17 protein-coding genes are annotated in these 20,489 nt (G+C 49.6%); 13 read left to right on the top strand and 4 right to left on the bottom strand.

The window, feature by feature from the left end:
• Positions 1 to 238: 238 nt before the first annotated feature.
• From A5320_RS03150 to A5320_RS03120, 7 genes are all read left to right on the top strand, one after another.
• Positions 239 to 2,560, top strand: a complete 2,322-nt coding sequence (locus A5320_RS03150) for an ABC transporter permease subunit (RefSeq protein ID WP_082971499.1) — start codon at positions 239 to 241, stop codon at positions 2,558 to 2,560.
• A gap of 15 nt (positions 2,561 to 2,575) precedes the next feature.
• The gene (gene pstA, locus A5320_RS03145) at positions 2,576 to 4,237 is read left to right on the top strand and encodes a phosphate ABC transporter permease PstA (RefSeq protein WP_068060798.1); all 1,662 of its coding nucleotides are present in this window, start codon (positions 2,576 to 2,578) and stop codon (positions 4,235 to 4,237) included.
• 74 nt (positions 4,238 to 4,311) lie between these two features.
• Positions 4,312 to 5,118, top strand: coding sequence for a phosphate ABC transporter ATP-binding protein PstB (gene pstB, locus A5320_RS03140; RefSeq protein WP_068062897.1), 807 nt, complete (start codon positions 4,312 to 4,314; stop codon positions 5,116 to 5,118).
• A gap of 163 nt (positions 5,119 to 5,281) precedes the next feature.
• Complete coding sequence (gene phoU, locus A5320_RS03135; RefSeq protein WP_068060795.1) at positions 5,282 to 5,992, top strand: phosphate signaling complex protein PhoU; 711 nt, start codon at positions 5,282 to 5,284, stop codon at positions 5,990 to 5,992.
• A gap of 181 nt (positions 5,993 to 6,173) precedes the next feature.
• Complete coding sequence (locus A5320_RS03130; protein ID WP_068060792.1) at positions 6,174 to 6,848, top strand: TIGR00153 family protein; 675 nt, start codon at positions 6,174 to 6,176, stop codon at positions 6,846 to 6,848.
• A gap of 18 nt (positions 6,849 to 6,866) precedes the next feature.
• Entirely contained in the window at positions 6,867 to 8,138 is a 1,272-nt protein-coding gene (locus A5320_RS03125) for an inorganic phosphate transporter (RefSeq protein ID WP_068060789.1), read from the top strand.
• A 225-nt stretch (positions 8,139 to 8,363) separates the two neighbouring features.
• Positions 8,364 to 9,287 (top strand): hydrogen peroxide-inducible genes activator, encoded by a 924-nt coding sequence (locus A5320_RS03120; protein WP_068062896.1) that lies wholly within the window; start codon positions 8,364 to 8,366, stop codon positions 9,285 to 9,287.
• A gap of 22 nt (positions 9,288 to 9,309) precedes the next feature.
• On the opposite strand, the gene A5320_RS03115 is transcribed toward A5320_RS03120, so the two are convergent.
• Positions 9,310 to 9,534, bottom strand: a complete 225-nt coding sequence (locus A5320_RS03115) for a hypothetical protein (protein WP_068060786.1) — start codon at positions 9,532 to 9,534, stop codon at positions 9,310 to 9,312.
• A 271-nt stretch (positions 9,535 to 9,805) separates the two neighbouring features.
• Here A5320_RS03115 and queA point away from each other — a divergent pair, with 271 nt between their 5' ends.
• The 6 genes from queA (at position 9,806) to A5320_RS03085 (ending at position 15,837) form a co-directional block, all read left to right on the top strand.
• Positions 9,806 to 10,840, top strand: coding sequence for a tRNA preQ1(34) S-adenosylmethionine ribosyltransferase-isomerase QueA (gene queA / locus A5320_RS03110; RefSeq protein WP_068060784.1), 1,035 nt, complete (start codon positions 9,806 to 9,808; stop codon positions 10,838 to 10,840).
• 178 nt (positions 10,841 to 11,018) lie between these two features.
• Positions 11,019 to 12,188, top strand: a complete 1,170-nt coding sequence (gene tgt, locus A5320_RS03105) for a tRNA guanosine(34) transglycosylase Tgt (protein ID WP_068060782.1) — start codon at positions 11,019 to 11,021, stop codon at positions 12,186 to 12,188.
• A gap of 23 nt (positions 12,189 to 12,211) precedes the next feature.
• Positions 12,212 to 12,550, top strand: a complete 339-nt coding sequence (gene yajC, locus A5320_RS03100) for a preprotein translocase subunit YajC (RefSeq protein ID WP_068060779.1) — start codon at positions 12,212 to 12,214, stop codon at positions 12,548 to 12,550.
• A 30-nt stretch (positions 12,551 to 12,580) separates the two neighbouring features.
• Positions 12,581 to 14,431 carry a protein translocase subunit SecD gene (secD, locus tag A5320_RS03095; protein ID WP_068060776.1) on the top strand — a complete coding sequence of 617 codons (1,851 nt, stop codon included), beginning with the start codon at positions 12,581 to 12,583 and terminating at the stop codon, positions 14,429 to 14,431.
• Between the two features lie 10 nt (positions 14,432 to 14,441).
• A complete protein-coding gene (gene secF, locus A5320_RS03090; protein WP_068060774.1) occupies positions 14,442 to 15,383 on the top strand; it encodes a protein translocase subunit SecF in 942 nt (313 codons plus the stop codon).
• An 85-nt stretch (positions 15,384 to 15,468) separates the two neighbouring features.
• Positions 15,469 to 15,837: a rhodanese-like domain-containing protein gene (locus A5320_RS03085; protein ID WP_068060771.1), complete on the top strand. Its 369-nt coding sequence runs from the start codon at positions 15,469 to 15,471 to the stop codon at positions 15,835 to 15,837.
• Positions 15,838 to 15,918: 81 nt separating this feature from the next.
• Here A5320_RS03085 and suhB read toward each other — a convergent pair whose 3' ends face one another.
• From suhB to A5320_RS03070, 3 genes are all read right to left on the bottom strand, one after another.
• Positions 15,919 to 16,722 (bottom strand): inositol-1-monophosphatase, encoded by an 804-nt coding sequence (gene suhB, locus A5320_RS03080; RefSeq protein WP_068060770.1) that lies wholly within the window; start codon positions 16,720 to 16,722, stop codon positions 15,919 to 15,921.
• A 197-nt stretch (positions 16,723 to 16,919) separates the two neighbouring features.
• Positions 16,920 to 18,452, bottom strand: a complete 1,533-nt coding sequence (locus tag A5320_RS03075) for an amidohydrolase family protein (protein WP_068060767.1) — start codon at positions 18,450 to 18,452, stop codon at positions 16,920 to 16,922.
• Positions 18,453 to 18,604: 152 nt separating this feature from the next.
• On the bottom strand, positions 18,605 to 20,197 hold the full coding sequence (locus tag A5320_RS03070; protein ID WP_197489958.1) for a winged helix-turn-helix domain-containing protein: 1,593 nt from the start codon (positions 20,195 to 20,197) through the stop codon (positions 18,605 to 18,607).
• Positions 20,198 to 20,489: the final 292 nt, after the last annotated feature.

The raw sequence follows: 20,489 nt of genomic DNA, 5'->3' as shown, positions 1-20,489 counted from the left end.
CAGTTGCCTGTTGACGGATTTTTAAAAGCACTGCCTTCGAGCAGTGCTTTTTTATTGCTATTGCGGCTAAGTTCAAAAAAAGGCGGCCCGGCACTATTCAGCATTGTGACTGACCAACAACGATAACGGCCATCCTCAATATGACCGTATTGTGACAAAAAAATCCTTTGTAATATTTCTGAAATAAAACTCAACTATGCTTTGCAGCATCCGAAAAGTCAGTCGTGGATGTGCACCAATGCAACAGACCTCCGTAAGTACCGTCAGTACTGTAAGTCCCGTCAGTACTGTAAGTCCCGAGCCAACCCAGGTGACCCGATCCTTACTGCCCAGTGGTGAGAAAAGGGCGCGCTTGCGCAAGTGGCGTAGTTTTAAAGATAAAGTGTCACAGTATGGTATCGCTTTTGCCGGTATCAGTGTCGTGGCGGCTTTTGCCACTATCTTCATTTATTTGTTTTCTGAAGTCGGACCGATTTTTTCATCGGCTGATGTTGAGAAGCAACACAGTTATCCAAGTGCCAGCCCGCAACCGCTGTTCAGTAATCTGGAACGGTATGGTGAAGTGGGGCTGGTAGCTGATGCTGGTGGTCTATTGCAATTTTTTGATGCGAAAAGCGGTACCGCGCAGCAAAAAGTACAGCTAGCATTACCGGCAGATGCCACCATCAGCAGCTTCGCCCGCGGTGAGCCTCGTTCTGGTCTGATTGCTTTTGGTCTGAGCAACGGCCAGGTGCTGGTGGCTAAGCATGAATACAACTTAAGTTACCCGAACGATAAGCGGAAAATTGTGCCAGTGGTGACGTATCCGCTTGGCGAAACGCCAATCCAGCTCGACCCACAGCAACAACCGATCTTAAGTCTGGCAGTGCAGGAAGGCCCTTCCGGTACCGCAATTACTGCGTTTACCGCCGATGGACGCTTGTCGTATAACCTGTTTGAAGCAAAAACCGACTTCCTTAGCGACGAAACAACCCTGGTGCGGACCGACTATCAACTGCCGGAAGCGCCAAAAACCGTGCGTAAAATGCTGGTTGATACCACGCTGAAAAACCTGTTTGTCGCCGATATGGATAACAAAATCCATTATTATGACATCAGCGAGCCAGCTGCAGCCCGTTATGTGGAAGCGGTGACGGCCGTTGCGCCAGGTCAGCAAATTACCGCGCTGGAATTTTTGGTGGGTTCAGTGTCGTTGATTGTCGGTGGCAGTGATGGTGCGCTTAGTCAGTGGTTTTTAGTGCGTGATGAGCACAACAATTTCCATCTGAAGCACATTCGTGATTTTGAACAGCACCCGGCGGCGATTACCCAGATCGAACCTGAATATTCGCGCAAAGGTTTTATGGCGATTGATGCCACAGGCCATCTGGGCATTCATTACGGCACTTCAGCCCGCACTTTATGGCTGGAACCGCTGGCTGCTGACATTCAGCCGGCCAGGCTTGCCATCAGCCCGATCAACGACTCGTTTCTGATCCTGGATACCAAAGGCCAGACTCACAATTTCCTGTTGGAAAATGCTCATCCTGATGTGTCTTGGAAAGCAATGTGGAACGAAGTCTGGTACGAAGGCCGTGGCGAAAAAGACTACATCTGGCAGGCGTCGTCTGGTTCTGATGAATTTGAAGCGAAAATGAGTCTGGTGCCGTTGGCGCTTGGTACTTTAAAAGCCGCGTTGTTTGCGATGTTGTTTGCGACGCCGTTGGCGGTGATGAGTGCACTGTACACCGCGTATTTTATGACGCCAAAGTTACGTGGCAAGGTTAAACCGACCATCGAAATTATGGCGGCGTTGCCGACTGTTATTCTGGGTTTCCTGGCCGGTTTATGGCTGGCGCCTTTTGTCGAAAATTACTTAAGTGCGGTGTTTTCGATACTGCTGCTGTTACCGCTGATGATGCTGCTTGCTGCCTGGTGTTACCGTTATGTGCCGGCAAGCTTGCGTAACCGCATCGGCCTTGGCTGGGAAGTTGCACTGCTGGTGCCGGTGATTATTGCGTTTATCTGGCTCTGCGTCAGTTTAAGCCCGGTCATTGATACCCAGTTTTTTAATGGCAGTCTGCGTCAGTGGTTTACTGATAATGGTATTACCTATGATCAGCGTAACGCGCTGGTGGTGGGCATCGCCATGGGTTTTGCGGTGATCCCGAATATCTTCTCCATTGCCGAAGACGCGATTTTTAACGTGCCACGGCATTTAACTCAAGGTTCACTGGCACTCGGTGCTACACCGTGGCAAACCATGATGGGCGTGGTGTTACCAACGGCAAGCCCTGGTATTTTTGCGGCGGTGATGGTTGGTTTTGGTCGCGCTGTGGGTGAAACGATGATCGTGCTGATGGCGACCGGTAATAGCCCGGTAGTGAACTTCAACTTGTTTGAAGGCATGCGGACCTTATCTGCCAACATCGCGGTGGAATTACCGGAAACTGCCGTTGGCAGTACCCACTTCCGCGTGTTGTTCCTGGCGGCACTGGTGCTGTTTGTGTTCACCTTTGTCTTTAACACATTAGCCGAAGTGATACGGCAGCGTTTACGTCAACGCTTTAGCAATCTGTAAGTTGGAGTCATGACGATGAGAGCTTGGTTCAAAACGGGAACTCCGTGGATTTGGTTAAACGCCGGTGCGATCGCCTTATGTTTGGTGATGGTGATTGGGGTATTGGGACTTATTCTGGTGCAGGGTGGCAGTCACTTCTGGCCTGGCAATTTACAGACGGTGCAAGCGAAACAGCTGGATGGCAGTGAAAAACTGCTGCTGGCTGAATTAGTCCGGACTGAAGAAGTCAGCGCCGCGGTGTTAAAAGACTCTGGTGTGACGCTGGATGCCGGGCAGCTGGTTTATCCGCGGCATTTACTGAAAGTCGCGAACCGCGATATGTATGGCCGTGATTTCGCATGGTTCCTGGACCGCGATTTAGCCAACTGGCAACAGCCGCAAGATGCCACAGTGATTGAGCGCCGCGAATGGGGTCATTTCTTCGGCTTCCCGCAAAAACTGCTGGAGCGGGATCAAGTGGTGGCGGAAGGTGCAGCACTTTGGCCTGAATTGTTGACGCGGATCACGCGGGCGAATGACATTCAGGACGCTATTTCTGAGATTGAAAAAGCCGATATTGGCCGGATTAACAACGGTCTGGAACAGCTGCGGCTGGAACGGCGTAAACTCGAACTTTCTGGTGCAGACGCCGCGCAGCTGTCGACATACGATCAGCAAGCCGCTCAGGATAGAGCAGAGCTGGATGCGCAGTATGCTGAGTTACAACAGCAGCTGGATGCGCTGTACGCCGATGCCAAACGCGATACTCTGGTGATGACCTCTGCTGAAGGCACTGAAATCAGCATCAGCTTGAGCAACATTGTGCATGCGCATCAGCCAAACGCGATGAACCTGATGCAGAAACTTGGCCATTACGGCTTTGCGGTTTGGTCATTCCTGAGTGATGATCCACGCGAAGCCAACACTGAAGGCGGGATTTTCCCGGCAATTTTCGGCACTGTCACCATGGTGATCCTGATGTCGATTATTGTGACGCCGTTTGGCGTGCTGGCAGCCATTTATCTGCGCGAATATGCCAAGCAGGGCACAGTGCTGAAGATTATCCGGATTTCGGTGTATAACCTGGCCGGTGTTCCTTCGATTGTTTACGGTGTATTTGGTCTTGGATTCTTTGTGTACATTCTGGGCGGCAATATCGACCAGCTGTTTTATGCTGAATCGTTACCTTCACCAACTTTTGGTACTCCAGGTTTATTCTGGGCCTCGTTAACGCTGGCGCTGCTGACGTTACCGGTGGTGATTGTGTCAACCGAAGAAGGTTTGTCGCGCATTCCTAGTACCATCCGGATGGGTTCACTGGCACTTGGTGCCACCAAGTCAGAAACCTTGTGGAAAGTGGTCGTGCCGCTGGCTACACCAGCGATGATGACCGGTTTGATTCTGGCGATTGCCCGTGCGGCAGGCGAAGTAGCGCCGCTGATGCTGGTGGGTGTTGTGAAACTAGCACCAACGTTACCGGTTGATGGCAACTTCCCGTTTGTACATTTGGATCAGAAAATCATGCACCTGGGTTTCCACGTGTATGACGTGGGTTTCCAAAGCCCGAACGTAGAAGCGTCACGGCCGCTGCTGTACGCCACCGCGCTGGTGCTGGTGTTACTGATTGTGGTGCTGAATATGGCGGCTATCCAGCTGCGCAACAAATTGCGGGAAAAATACCGCAGCGAGTCGGATTAAGCTGAGCTTTGATGCCACCGGCGCCTGTGGGCGCCACTGCAACCCGGATTAAATTTGAAAGAGTGAATGAAACAATGAGTCAACAGCAACTGCAAAACAGCACCAGCGACCTGATCCTGGCCGATGAAAAAGTAAAGCTGACGGTGAATAACCTGAATCTGTATTACGCCGATGCCAGAGCCTTAAATGGTATCAATATGATCATCCCGGAAAAACGCGTCACCGCCTTTATCGGGCCCTCAGGTTGTGGTAAGTCGACCTTGTTGCGCTGCTTCAACCGGATGAATGATTTGGTGGATATCTGCCGGATTGAAGGCGAAATCCTGATGGATGGCCAGAATATTTATGCGCCGTCCGTCGATGTATCGGAACTGCGGCGTTCAGTCGGTATGGTGTTTCAAAAGCCGAACCCATTTCCAAAAACCATTTATGAAAACGTCGCTTATGGCCTGCGTCTGCAAGGCGTGAAAGACAAGCGGGTGCTGGACGAAGTGGTGGAGACATCACTCAAAGGCGCAGCACTTTGGAACGAAGTCAAAGACCGTTTACACGACAACGCCTTTGGCTTGTCTGGTGGTCAGCAACAACGTCTGGTGATTGCCCGGGCGATTGCGATTGAACCTGAAGTGCTGTTGCTGGATGAACCGGCATCGGCGCTGGATCCAATCTCGACGCTGAAAATTGAAGAGCTGATTTACGAGTTAAAAGATCGTTACACCATCGTGATTGTCACACACAACATGCAACAGGCAGCACGGGTTTCTGACTATACTGCCTTTATGTACATGGGCGATCTGATTGAGTTTGATGCGACGAACAAAATGTTCACCAATCCATCAGAGCAACAAACAGAAGATTACATTACTGGCCGGTTCGGCTAATTACAGCAGCCACCGCCGCTTAAACTGCCCTAAATCATTGATGATGCAGGTAGGCGGCGAGTAAGCGAGGCCCCAGGAGCATAGTTGTCCTATGCGACTGGGGCGAGTGAACGAAGACAACACCCCTGCATCTTCAAGGATGACGGGGATACAGGAGTCCATGATGGATAAGCTGAACTTAACCAAACATATTTCCAGCCAGTTTAATGAAGAAATTGAGCAGATCCGCAACCACGTGATGGCGATGGGTGGCTTGATTGAACAACAACTGTCTGATGCACTGACCGCCATTGCGACCAGCGACCCGGAACTGGCGCGCCATGTGATTGCTACCGATTTAAAAGTGAATGACTGGGAAATTCTGATTGATGGCGAATGTACCCGTATCATCGCCAAACGTCAGCCAGCGGCCAGCGATTTACGGCTGATTATGGCGATTATCAAAGCCATTTCCGACTTAGAGCGGATTGGCGATGAAGCCGAGCGTATTGCCAAAGTGGCGCTGGAGTCGTTCAGCAGCGCGCAGCAAGATTTGTTAGTCAATCTGGAAAACATGGGCCGCCACGTCGCACAAATGCTACATGATGTGCTGGACGCTTTTGCCCGGATGGACGTCGAATCGGCGCTGGCGGTGTATAAAGAAGACAAAAAAGTCGATCGCGAATATGAAGCGATCACCCGCCAACTGATGACCTACATGATGGAAGATCCACGATCGATCCCAAAAATCATGAATGTATTGTGGTCGGCGCGTTCACTGGAACGGATCGGCGATCGCTGTAAAAATATTTCGGAATATGTGATTTCGTTTGTGAAAGGCAAAGACGTCCGGCACAGCGATGAAGACAGTCTGGAACAAAATGCCCGTAGCTAAATAATGCTGGTTGCTTAAGTAAAAACGCAGTATTGAAATAAATAATCTCCAACATAGCCAGATCTGACTAAAATTCAGGCTGGCTTTGTCATTTTACTGTCAGAATTCCTTTTTTATTAGCGAATGATTGCAGTACAATGCGCGCCGACTTTCGTCCACATCAAAACCAAGAGGCAAACCTATGCCAAGTGCATTTTTGGCCGTTTTCGCAAAATCTCCAATTAAGCCGATCGAAGAGCATATCCGCAAAGTATTGGCGGCCTGTGAGCAATTACTGCCATTTTTTGCTGCGGTGTATAACAAGGACTGGGATACTGCAGCGGAAGTCAGGAAGACCATCGTCGCATTAGAAAAAGATGCCGACAAATTAAAACGTGATATCCGGGTCCACTTACCTCGTGGCTTGTTTTTACCGGTAGAACGTACCGATATCCTCGAGCTGGTTTCACAGCAAGATAAAATTGCTAACAAAGCCAAAGACATCACCGGTCGGGTGTTAGGTCGTGAGCTCGAAATCCCACAACCAATTCAAGTTGAATTTCATGCCTATCTGCAACGTTGTCTTGACGCTGTTGCATTGGCTTGTGAAGCCATCAACGAATTAGATGAGTTACTGGAAACTGGTTTCCGTGGCCGTGAAGTTGATCTGGTGATCAAGATGGTCGAAAAAATCGACGAAATTGAACACGATACCGATCAAATGCAAATTAGCCTGCGCAAATTTGTGCGCAAAGCAGAAGCCGAGTTAAATCCGGTTGATGTGATGTTCCTGTACCGCACTCTGGAGTGGGTTGGGGATCTGGCGGACACAGCCCTCAAGGTTGGTTCACGGCTTGAAATCATGTTAGCTCGTTAATTCCAAAGGTATTTTATTATGGAAATTTTGGCCCAATACGGCTCTTACTTGCTGTTAGCCGCTGCATTTTTTGGTTTTATCATGGCGTACGGTGTCGGCGCGAATGATGTAGCCAATGCGATGGGAACCTCAGTTGGTTCTAAAGCGTTGACGATTAAGCAAGCAATTATTATTGCTGCAATTTTTGAATTCACTGGTGCATTTTTTGCCGGTGGTGAAGTTACTTCTACTATCCGCAGCGGTATTGTCGACGCGCAGGTATTTGCCGCAGTGCCTGAACTGTTGGCGTACGGCATGATCGCCTCGTTGATGGCTGCTGGCACCTGGTTGCTGGTTGCCACCTATTTTGGCTGGCCGGTTTCAACTACCCATTCGATTGTTGGCGCAATTATCGGTTTTGGCGCGGTTGGCGTTGGTATGGACGCTGTGCATTGGGGTGAAGTTGGCGGCATCGTCGCCAGCTGGGTGGTGACACCGGTGTTGGCGGGTATTCTGGCGTTTTTAATTTTCATGAGCGCGCAGAAGCTGATTTTTGATACTGACAATCCGCTGGCCAGTGCCAAAAAGTACGTGCCTTTTTACATGGTGTTTGCTGCTTTTATCATGGCGTTTGTAACTGTAACCAAAGGTCTGAAGCACGTTGGTATCGGTTTATCTGATAATGAAGGTTTATTATTGTGCCTGGCGATTGCGCTATCAGTAGGTGCCATTGGTAAAATTGCGATTAGCCGGTTAAAAATTGATCCGGACGCTGACAAAGAAATGCACTTCACCAACGTTGAAAAAATCTTCGGCATTCTGATGATTTTCACCGCCTGTTGTATGGCATTCGCCCATGGTTCAAACGATGTAGCCAATGCGATTGGACCTCTGGCGGCTGTGGTTGGAGTGATTCAGTCAGGTGGTCAGGTGTTAGATAAAGTGGCGCTGGACTGGTGGATTTTACCTTTAGGCGCTGTCGGTATCGTGATTGGTTTAATGACCTTTGGTGCCCGTGTGATCCAAACCATCGGCTCGAACATCACGCACTTAACGCCAAGCCGTGGTTTTGCTGCTGAAATCGCTGCTGCCAGTACTGTGGTTATTTCTTCAGGCATGGGTTTACCAATTTCTACCACTCAGACGCTGGTTGGTGCGGTACTCGGCGTTGGTATGGCCCGTGGTATTGCGGCGCTGAACCTGAGTGTGGTGCGTAATATCTTTATTTCCTGGGTAGTGACGCTGCCAATCGGTGCTTTCTTGTCGATTGTGTTCTTCTACATCATCAAGACCATTATGGAAATGCTGTAAGCCCGTCAATCCTGGACGTCGCTTTTGCATGACAACAACCCGCTTCGGCGGGTTGTTGTTTTTACGGATGTTGATTTTAGGGCGGGAGCTTTTAAGGTCGCGCTTTTACAGCAACGATTTTGCGGCCAAGAGCAAATGAATGCGCTTGCAGTCTCAAGCCAATTCCTCTAGCATCAGATTCATCGGTATTACAGGTACAAAGTGCCCTTTGCTGCGGAAAATCTGATGAAGCGTCTGCCCAGTATTAAACAACTCCAATATGTGCTGGCGTTGCACGAACACCAACATTTTGGTCGTGCCGCCGATGCCTGTTATATCGGTCAATCTACCTTAAGTGCTGCCATTGCCAATCTGGAAGAAACCATGAATGCGCAGTTGCTGGAACGCGACCATAAAACCTTTATTTTCACACCCTTGGGCGAAGATGTTGTGCGTCAGGCGCGTTATATCATCGAACAATGTGAAGAACTGACCGATTTTGCCCGGCATCAGGGCAAACCAATGACCGGCCCGTTCCGCTTAGGTTGTATCCCGACTATTGCGCCTTTTGTGCTTAGTGAAGTGATGAAGCTGTGTCGCGAGCGTTATCCGGAACTGCAATTGTTGCTGCGCGAAGATACCTCAGATAATTCACTACAAGGGCTGGCCGAAGGACGGCTCGATATGGTGTTGTTGGCGCTGCCCTATGAAACCGGCGCTTTTCATACTGAAGTGCTGGCGCAGGATGGTTTTAAGCTGGTATTGCATCAGGACTGGCTGGGCCGTGGCTTTCAGCAGGATATTTCACAGTGGCCCGATGAAAGTATCTTTTTACTCGAGCGCGAGCATTGTTTAACCGGGCACGCGGTAAAAGCCTGTGAGCTGGAAGATTCACGCAAGGTGAATCCGTTTTTCGCCACCAGCCTGCACACGCTGACACAGATGGTGAATAACAAACTCGGCGTGACCTTTATGCCACAAATGGCGATTAACAGCGGTTTGTTAGAAGGTACACAACTGATTTGTCAGTCACCGCAAAATGCCACGGCCTATCGTGATATTGGGGTGGCCTGGCGACCAACGTCCAGTAAAGCACGCAGTTATAAACTGATGGCGGCGCTGATTGCCGAAGTGCTGCAACAAAAATGTGTGGCTGATCCAGTGATCTGAATCAGCTTCATCATGTCGTAAATTATGGGCGCTGGCGGAATTTGCTGAAGTACACCCGATGTTCTTCGGCAAATTTATCGGGTAACAGATACAGCAGCAACAATGAGAAAAAATTGAGGATGGGCAACAATCCAAGCACCGCAAACAACCAGGGGCTATAACCTTTTTCGGTCGCCAGTTGATGACAATACCAGCTTAAAATAATCAGGCTACAACCAAACAACCATCCTGCAAACCATAAATCCATTTTAACCGTTCCTGTTCTGGCATCCTGCCACTTGCATAGATGTAACGGATTATAGTTCAGAGAATGCTGATATAAAAAGCATTTTTAACAAATAATCCGTTAATACCTATATTCGGTAACAATGTAAATTGTGGTAAATTGTGGGGTCAGAGTCATTTGTTAACAGAAGTCTGTGAACAAATGACTCCCCACGTGCTGATTTGAGTTCAAAGGCGCGGCCAAGTACAATGGCGACCCTTTTTTCTAGTTTGTCAGTAAAGCGGACTATTTTATGCTACGTACCGATTTTTCTTTTGAGCTGCCGGAGCAGCTGATTGCCCGTTATCCGCAGCCGGAGCGTTCTGCCAGCCGGTTATTAAAACTCAATCGCCATACCGGCGAACTTAGCCACCAACATTTCACCGATATTCTGAGCGCCTTTAACCCGGGCGATTTGCTGGTGTTTAACAACACCCGCGTGATCCCAGCGCGGTTATTTGGTCAGAAAGCCTCCGGTGGCAAAGTGGAAGTGCTGGTCGAGCGGATTTTAGATCAACAACGTTTTTTAGCCCATGTCCGGGCCAGTAAAGCGCCCAAAGCCGGTAACTTACTGGTGTTGGAAAATGATGCCGAAGTGGAAATGGTGCAACGTCACGGCGAATTGTTTGAGCTGCGGGTCACATCAGATGAACCGGTGCTGGAAATGCTGGAGCGCTTAGGTCATATGCCACTACCGCCTTATATCGACCGGCCGGATGCGGCGTCCGATCGCGAGCGCTATCAAACCGTCTACAACCAAAAACCTGGTGCTGTCGCCGCACCAACCGCCGGACTGCATTTTGATCAGCCGCTGCTCGATGCCTTGCAGACTAAAGGTGTGGAATTTGCCTTTGTTACCTTGCATGTCGGTGCCGGTACTTTTCAGCCGGTGCGGGTCGACAATGTGCTTGAACATCAAATGCATGCAGAATACATCGAAGTGCCGGCAGACGTTGTCGACAAGGTCAATGCCTGTAAAGCTCGTGGCAACAAAGTGATTGCGGTGGGCACGACTTCGGTACGTTCGCTGGAATCCGCTGCGCAGTTCGCCAAAGCACAACAATTGCCGTTACAGCCTTATGCCGGTGATACCCGGATTTTTATCTACCCCGGTTATCAGTTTGAAGTAGTGGATGCCCTTATTACCAACTTCCATTTGCCGGAATCGACCTTGATTATGCTGGTGTCGGCCTTCAGCAGCCGCGATTTTGTGATGCAGGCTTATCAAACCGCCATCGCTGAACAATATCGTTTTTACTCTTACGGCGATGCGATGTTGATCCTGTAACCGGCTAGTTTTCTGTTGCAAAACAAACCTTAGCCGCAGGCCTTCGGGCAGTCTCCACTCGAGGTGCAAACCAAGCGGCCATGGCACTTGGGCAAAGGGTAGGGTTCAGCCAATCTTTCTGCTACAATCGGCCGGTTTTTAATAGTGCTGGACTGTTTTTCCGGCCAAAGAGGTAAAAGTGAAATTTGAATTATTAACGACCGACGGCAAAGCCCGTCGTGGCCGGATGGTGTTTGACCGCGGTGTGGTCGAAACACCTGCTTTTATGCCTGTAGGTACGTATGGTACTGTCAAAGGCATGACCCCGGAAGAACTGGATGCCACCGGCGCCCAAATTTGTCTCGGTAATACCTTCCACCTGATGCTGCGCCCAGGCACTGAAATCATCAAAAAACATGGTGATTTACATGATTTTATGCAATGGCAGAAACCTATTCTGACTGATTCCGGTGGTTTTCAGGTATTCAGCCTGGGTGAACTGCGCAAAATCAAAGAAGAAGGTGTGACTTTCCGCTCGCCACTGAATGGTGAAAAAATCTTTTTAACACCGGAAAAATCGATGGAAGTTCAGGCTGCACTAGGCTCGGACATCGTGATGATTTTCGACGAATGTACGCCGTACCCTGCCACTGAAAAACAAGCCAAAAAATCGATGGAAATGTCGTTGCGCTGGGCCAAACGCAGTAAAGATGCGCATGGTGATAATCCGTCAGCTTTGTTCGGTATTATTCAGGGTGGCATGTATCCAAATCTGCGGGATGTGTCATTGCAAGGCCTGGAAGACATTGGCTTTGATGGGTATGCCATCGGCGGCTTGTCGGTGGGCGAGCCAAAGCATGAAATGATCAAAATCCTCAATCACACTGCTGACCAATTGCCAAAACATAAACCACGTTATCTGATGGGCGTTGGCAAACCGGAAGATTTGGTGGAAGGGGTGCGTCGCGGCATCGATATGTTCGACTGCGTGATGCCAACCCGTAACGCCCGTAATGGTCATTTATTCGTCAATGCTGGGGTGGTAAAGATCCGCAATGCCAAATATAAGGACGATATCGCACCTTTAGACGCAGAATGCGACTGTTACACTTGTAAAAGCTATTCGCGGTCATATCTACATCATCTGGACCGTTGCAACGAAATTCTCGGCGCACGCCTTAATACCATCCACAACCTGCGGCATTACCAAATTCTGATGCAAGGTTTACGCGAAGCTATTGCAGCAGGTAAGCTGGATGCTTTTGTGGCTGACTTCTACCAAAAACGCGGCATGCCTGTGCCGGCTTTGGATGCGTTACCGCCGCTGCCAGCGACCGAACAAGTTTTAGAATCATCAAAAGAATCGTAATTTTATAATTTAAGGGGACAACCATGAGTTTATTTATTTCTAACGCACACGCGCAAACAGCACCCGCCGGTCAGCCTGGTGGCGGCCTTGACATGATCATCATGTTGGTGGCGTTTGGTCTGATTTTCTATTTCCTGATCTACCGTCCACAAGCCAAACGGATGAAAGAGCATAAAAACCTGATGTCGGCGCTGGCCAAAGGTGATGAAGTGCTGACCCAGGGCGGCTTAATTGGCCGTATCAGCAAAATCGCTGACGACAAAGATTTTGTGGCCATCTCTCTGAACGACACGACTGAAGTGACAGTTCAAAAAGGCGCTATCACCGCAGTGTTGCCTAAAGGCACGCTGAAATCGCTGTAAGATTCAGATTAAGCTGAAAAGGATCACAAAGTGTTAAACCAGAATTCAATCTGGCGGTATCTGATGGTGTTGGTTGTGCTGACGGTCTCTTTGATCTACGCACTGCCAAATATCTATCCGGAAGACCCGTCGTTACAAATTACAGCGACCCGTGGCGGTGATGTTACTGCAGAAAAAGTGGTGCAGCTGGAACAGGCGTTGCAAAAAAGCAATATAGCCGTCAAAAGTGTGGTGCTGGAAAAAGGTCAGATCCTGGCGCGTTTTGGCAGTGCAGAAGAGCAGTTAAAAGCCCGTGAAGTGGTCAATGCTGAGCTTGGCAGTGAATACGTCACAGCGCTAAATATGGCTCCGGCGACTCCGGCCTGGCTGAATAGCATCGGTGCTACACCAATGAAACTCGGTCTGGATTTACGTGGTGGTGTGCATTTCCTGATGGAAGTGGACATGAAAACGGCGATGGACAAAAACGTCAACGATCTGGTGCAGGTGTATCGGGTTGATTTACGTGAAGCGAAAATTCGTTATCGTTCAGTGACGCCTGATCTGGTGAAACAGCAGGTCGTCATTTCGTTCCGGAATGATCAGGATGTTTCTGCTGCCAAAGCAGTGCTGACCAAACAAGATCCGGACATGACCTTCACCGAAGGTGATGAAATGTCATTGATCGCCAGTTTCAGTGAAGCCCGCTTAAAAGCACTGCGTGAAGACGCTGTTGCCCAGAACATTACCATCATCCGTAACCGGGTGAATGCTATTGGTGTTGCTGAACCGCTGGTACAACGCCAGGGCGCTGAACGGATAGTGGTGCAATTGCCTGGTGTGCAGGATACCGCCCGTGCCAAAGAAATTTTGGGCGCCACTGCCACACTTGAATTCCGTCTGGTCGATGAGACTGCTGATGTGCAAAGTGCAGTTGCCGGTCGAGTGCCGCCTTCTGCGCAATTGTTTAAGGACCGTGCCGGAAACCCGGTGGTGCTGCAAAAACGTGTGATGCTGACCGGTAACCATATCGTTGGTGCAAACAGCGGTTTTGACGAAAATGGCCGGCCACAGGTGAATATTGATCTGGATGCCAAAGGTGGTAACTCGTTCTCGACGTCAACCAAAGATGCCATCGGTAAATCGATGGCTACGGTGTTTATTGAGTACAAACCAACCGATAAAAAAGATAGCAACGGCAAAACCATTCTGGAGAAAAAAGAAGAAGTGGTCAGTATTGCCACTATTCAGTCGCGGTTGGGTCGTAGCTTCCGGATCACCGGTCTGGACGCACCAGGCGAAGCCCAGAATCTGGCGTTGTTGTTACGCGCTGGTGCGTTGATAGCACCAATTTTGATTGTGGAAGAACGCACGGTTGGCCCTAGCCTGGGTCAGGAAAATATCGATTTGGGCCTGTCCGCCATAATGTGGGGTATGCTGGCGGTCGTTGCCTTTATGGTGATTTACTACAAATGGTTTGGTGTGGTGGCAAATATTGCGCTGGCAGCCAACCTGGTGATGTTGATTGGTATTATGTCGATGATCCCAGGTGCCACGTTAACGTTGCCTGGTATGGCTGGTATCGTGCTGACCGTGGGTATGGCGGTTGATGCCAACGTCTTAATCTTTGAGCGTATCCGTGAAGAACTGGCTGAAGGCCGTTCGGCAGTGCATGCCATCCACGAAGGTTATGACCGCGCCTTTGCGACTATTGCCGACTCAAACATTACCACCTTGCTGGTAGCGTTAATTCTGTTTGGTGTAGGTACCGGTCCGGTGAAAGGTTTTGCGGTGACGCTGGCATTGGGTATTTGTACCTCAATTTTCACTGCTGTGTTGGTGTCCCGTGTGATCGTCAACGTGATCTGGGGTCAGCGTCGCGGCTCTGATCTGCCGGTTTGAGGATAGAACCATGAGAATATTCAAGTTTACAAAATCGCTGGATTTCATGAAATTGAAAATCCCAGCGCTCGTGTTTTCGACCTTTTTGGTATTGGGTTCGTTATTCAGCTTGTTTACGCAAGGCTTGAATCTGGGCCTGGACTTCACCGGTGGTACCGTGATTGAGGTGCAGTTTCAGCAACCAGCTGATCTGCTAAAAGTACGGGGTGCTTTGGCAGGAAATGGCTTTGCTGATGCACAGGTGGCTTATTTTGGCACCAGTCAGGATGTGATGATCCGGATTGCGCCGCGTGCTGATTTAAACCAGAAAGCGATTGGCGAGCAAATTCTGACTACCTTAAATACGGTAGCGGAAACGCCGGTGACGGTGCGTAAAGTCGATGTCGTTGGCTCGTCGGTGGGTGAGGAGCTAAAAGAAGATGGTTTCCTCGCGGTACTGGCAGCCTTGGTTGGTATTCTGATTTACGTGGCGGCGCGTTTTGAATGGCGTTTTTCGGTAGGCGCCGTTGCCTCGTTGTTGCACGACGTGATTGTTACCATGGGTCTGTTTTCGGTATTCCAGCTGGAGTTCGATCTGACCGTGCTAGCGGCGATTCTGGCGCTAATTGGTTATTCGATTAATGATACCATCGTGGTCTTTGACCGGATCCGCGAAATGTTCCGCAAAATGCGTGACGCGACCGTGGATGAAACCGTCAACGAAGCCATTACTTCTACTTTAAGCCGGACGACCATGACGTCGCTGACCACAGCATTGACGTTGATTGTGCTGTTCTTTATGGGCGGCGCGATGATCCACGGTTTTGCCACGGCACTGCTGTTTGGTATCGCCATCGGTACTTATTCTTCAATCTACATGGCAAGTTCGATTGCCGTGATCTTAGGCGCCAGTCGTGAAGACTTGATGCCGACCGTGATTGAAAAAGAAGGCGAAGGTACACCTTCAGTGTAATTGATCCGGGTCAGCTGGTGCTGATCCGGGCGTTTTGTCACCCGGAAGTTTGCGCCTGGCGCAAACAGAAATTGGAGCTGAAGCAATGAGTAAACAACATAACGCTGGTTTTCTGGCAATGGTCGCCGATGCAAAAAGCCGGGTGAAAGAAATTACCATTGACGAATTTCAGCAACATCAGCGGCCATCCGTGCTGATTGATGTGCGTGAAGACCGCGAATGGCAGGCAGGTCATCTACCGCAAGCCATGCATCTGGGCAAAGGTGTCATTGAACGTGATATCGAAGCTGCAGTGCAAGACAAACAACAAACCTTAGTGTTGTATTGTGGTGGTGGATTTCGCTCTGCGCTCGCTGCCGATGTGCTGCAAAAAATGGGTTATACCGATGTGCTGAGCTTAGCCGGTGGTTATTCGGCCTGGGTCAATGCTGGTTTACCGTTGGAAAAGCCGTAATTTTTCAAAAGCATAGAAAAGTAAAAAACCGCCAGCTGGCGGTTTTTTACTTTTTGAAACCTCCAGTGGAGGCGTCATCAATTATTTCATTAGTGAATCAGTTAAATGTGGACGCATGCCCTTGAGCATTGCCTGTAGTACTTTTGGACTGGCTGCCACAATATTGCCACTCTTCATCTGGTTATTGCCACCGACGAAGTCGCTGACCAAACCACCGGCTTCACGCACGATCAATTCGCCTGCGGCGATATCCCATGGTTTTAAACCAATTTCCCAGAAACCATCAAAACGACCGGCAGCAACATAAGCTAAATCCAGCGCGGCAGAGCCTGTGCGGCGGATATCGGCAGCTTCGGTGAAGAAAGTTTTGAAAGTTTCGGTATAAGCATCCAGATGATGTTTATGTTTAAACGGGAAACCTGTTGCGAGCACAGTGCCGCCTAAATCTGGTAATGAAGTCACGCGGATACGGCGACCATTGAGCTGCGCGCCACCACCACGGCTGGCGGTAAACACTTCACCACGCAGCGGGTCAAAAATAACAGCTTGATCCAGCTTACCGCGGTAACGCAGTGCGATAGAAACAGCGAAGTGGGGGATGCCTTTGATAAAGTTGGTGGTGCCATCGAGCGGGTCGATGACCCATTGGTAATCACTATTGTTGTTGGTGTATTCGCCACCTTCTTCCGCGATGATGTCATGATCTGGATATGACTTACGCAGAATATTAACGATGGCCTGTTCGGCTTCTTTGTCGACGTTGGTGACAAAGTCGTTGGTGCCTTTCTGGATGGACTGGACCATATCCAGCTGACCACAAGCACGCGCGATAATATTGCCTGCGCTACGCGCAGCACGAACAGCGATGTTTAACATCGGATGCATAGGATTACCTTATTGTATAAAGAACAGTCAAAAGAGCGGCGCGTATTATATCGGCTGGGAGCCGAATGTACAGGTTAATTTTGCCGGTAGCTGGTGCTGGATGCCGGAAAAGCTTACTTGCTGATTGGTGCCAGGGCAATATTAGTTGCTCTGGCAGCCAACCACACTAAGGCTGTAGGTTCGTAACAACAGCCAGTTTAGAGCTTCACAATATGTCCCCGTTGCACCACCATCAGTGGTGGACTGAATTGAAAGTTTTCCTGCAGTGGGTTGTGCTGTAGCAAAATAAAAGTGGCTTGCTGGCCAGCGCTGATGCGTCCTTGTTTGTGATCTAACTTCAGCGCAACTGCATTGCCGAGTGTCATCGCGCGCAGAATAACCGCGTTGCTGACTCCGGCTTGTTGCCAGGTACGCATTTCCTCCCGGATTGATGTTGCATGTAAGGTGCCGGGGTTGCCGGCATCAGTGCCAAAAGCCACATTCAGACCTGATTGCAGCGCAAGTTGCAGGTTCTGTTGCTGTATTTTTGCAATATTCACTGAAAACACCTGACCGAGCTGCGCCACGATACTTTGTTCATCAGCCGACAGTTCAGCCAGTTTTGCTGCTGGCGCATCGACATAGCGCATATAACGGCGAAAAATCTGATAGAGCTCTCCGGTTTTGGCTGGATTGGCGTTGAGCGTGGTAAAGGACTGAATGAGTGGGTGGTGCGACAGTTGATGTTCAAATTCGGTAAAACTGAGTTTACCGCTAAAAATGTCAGCGTAGTGCTGGTAGGCCGTCAACGTTGGCAGATAGCTGACCTGATGTTGCCGCGCCAGGGTTATAAATTCAGCATCGATATTTTCGCTGACCACGCCGTGCACCAGAATATCGACACCAGCCCGCATCGCCTGCTTGGCACTGGTTAAACTTTCAACATGAACCGCGACTATTTTTCCGGCGGCTTTGGCGGTGTTGATGGCATCCTGATACAGCGTAGTTAATTGGGCGTCTGACAAACCAGTTTCCTGCGACCAGACAATTTTAACGATGGCAGCGCCTTGCTGGATTTGTTGCCGGACGGCTTCGCTAGCGCTTTTGGGCGAAGTGACTTCCTGAAAGGTATTCCCATCAGCTGCCGTTAATTGCGGCACGCTGGTGGGTGACAACAGTGCTGCGGCAGCGACGATTTCCGGTAGGCCAGTTTGCTGGCTCAGGCTGGCATAACGGCGCAACCTTGCGGCAGGACCGCCCATATCGACCACTGTGGTAACACCAAGACTGAGATAAGTGCTTAACAGTTCGGGCAGATGGTCATGCAGCCACTGCTGATCGTCGGTGTAGGGCTGGATCGCTGTAGCTTCAATCATATCGGGTCTGGTGAAAGCGCTGCCGGATTGTGCCAGATGGACATGGGCGTCAATCAGCCCCGGCAGTAGATACTGGCCGCTGACATCAACTTGCTGATAGTGCGCCGGAATTGTTTGGCTGGCAGCCAGCAGCTCGACAATGTAACCATCTTTGACCAGCACGGTGGCCGGTTGTAACTCGGCGTTCAGGTGAGCTTGTTCAGTCAGTAGCACTTTGGCGCCGACAAAAGCCAAAGCTGTAGTTGGTTTAAGCAGAGTTTTTGGGAGTTCCCGCGCCTGTGCTGGCAGTTGAAAAAACGTCGCGCCGAAACAAAAGCATAAAGCCGACAGCAGAGCAGAGTACCGTGCTGATGTAGTGGTAAACGCAAAAGTCATATTTTCCCCTTGAAGCAAAAAAGTCAGTTTCGGCAGCTAAGCGCCTGCAGCTACTGTCGCGGGGATGGCCGGATAAAGACCTTTAGTCGGGTTATAACTCTGCTATAAGTATTCTTAAATTGTTTAACATCAGTAAGTTATATATTTTAATGTCACTCTGATTGCGCCGTTGGTTGTTTCAGCCAGCGTTGTTCAAACTCCAGCAATGCTGGATGAAGTTGAGTTAATCCCTTTTGCTGAACCAATTCTGCACTGGTTTTATACCGTCGCTTCGCCTGTTCCGGCTGATTGGTCAGCATCAAATAAACGGCCAAATCCAGTTCGCTTTGGGCAATACCCTGCGGGCAATGCAAGATTTGCTGATACTGCAAGGCGGCATTGAGTAGCGGCAATGCTTGTTCAAATTGCTGCTGTGCCAGTTTCAGCTGCGCCAGCATAGCTTGGCTGTACGCAAGATAGAGCCAGTCTTTTTGCTGATTGGCTAATTTCGACGCCTGTTGCAGTGCCGTTTCGGCGGCAATAAAGTCGCGGCGCTGCATCAATACAATACCTTTTTGATACCACAAACGAGCCACATATTGTGAATAACCCGGCGCATCCTGCAAGGTCAGCGCATGTTCGGTGGTGGCGAAGGCTGCAGCAAATTGACCCAGCTGAAGCTGGATGTCGGATAACACATAATGGGCAACAATATTGGTTGGATCTAAAGTCACAGCGCTGGTCGCCAGCGGCAATGCGGTGATGAATTGTTGTGTTGCCACCAGCTCCAGGGCATTGGCGAGCAAATGGCTGTGTAAATCGGAGCTGGCTGCTGTTGGTTGCGACAGCTTGTTTGAAACTTGCGCTGCCAGCTGTGGCAGGCTCTGTTCTAACGAGGTGCTGTGAAATGCGCTTTTCTGGCGTGAATCCGCATAGTGCAGGGTGGTAATCAGCTGGTAGTCGCCTGGCACACCACTGATTTCGACCTGCACAATCTGGGTGATCCCCGCCACCTGAAATAACTGGCTAATCGCTTGCTGTGACATACGGCTGCTATCGGCGTTGCTTTTGGTGCCACTATCGGTGCTGCGGTTGTTGATCGACGCCGGCGGCAGTCGTTTCAGAATATCGATGACATCAGCCAGCTGAAAAACCGTCAATTCGCTGGTGGGTTGCAACTGCTGGATTAAGGCATCCATCCCGGCAAATTTCAGCCAGTGCTGACTGGCATCGAGTCGGGATACATCAAACGGTAGTACCAAAATTGCACTGTGGGGTGCCACGGTGTTGGCGCCTGTGACGATTGTGTCCTGCATTGAGTCCGAGTCTGCCGCTGACGTCCAGCTGCTGTGGCCATAAATTCCGACGATAATACTGAGCAGCAATACCAGTAGCGTAAGCATGAGTAACCGTTTCGCCGTGGATTTCCGCTGCTGTTGTTGGTTAATCGGACAGACGGTTGATGACGTGGATTGTAGGTTTGGCGGCAACACCCAGGCATAGCCTTTTTTTGGGTAAGTTTTAATGACTTCGACCGGTGCAAAAGCTTTGCGGATCTCATTAATGGATTGAAAAATCGCTTGCTCTTCGACGATGGCGTCGGGCCAAATCTGTTGCAGGATCACAGTTTTACTGAACACCTGTGCCGGAGCGTTTGCCAATAATCGCAGCAGTTCGAAGGTTTTTGGCCGAAAGCGGTAGCTTATGCCATGGACTCTGACATCACCGGTCAGATCGTTAAATTCCATGCCACTGGGTGTTTCCAAGTTAAGACTCCGATTTTGCAGTTTGTACCAGGGATGCCGTTGCAATTTAACACAAACCAGCAAAAAAACTGTCATTGTGTAACATAAAGAAGCGAAGCCAAAGTAGGCAAACAAAATAGGAAAAATAGACATAAAACGGTTTTGAACTGTTTTGTTGCTATAACGTCTTAATAATTCAGATATCAGCAGGTGCCAGGTGTTAATTCCCATAATTACCTGAAAATTATGTAGATATAAGTCATTGGTTAAATTAATTATTTTGTTTTATTTATTGAGTATTGTAAGTTTTAGT

It is taken from the genome of Rheinheimera sp. SA_1 (assembly GCF_001669775.1).
Classification (GTDB): Bacteria; Pseudomonadota; Gammaproteobacteria; order Enterobacterales; family Alteromonadaceae; genus Pararheinheimera.
Note: the sequence above shows the minus strand (reverse complement) of the source record. Positions and strands in the feature narration are given on the sequence as shown.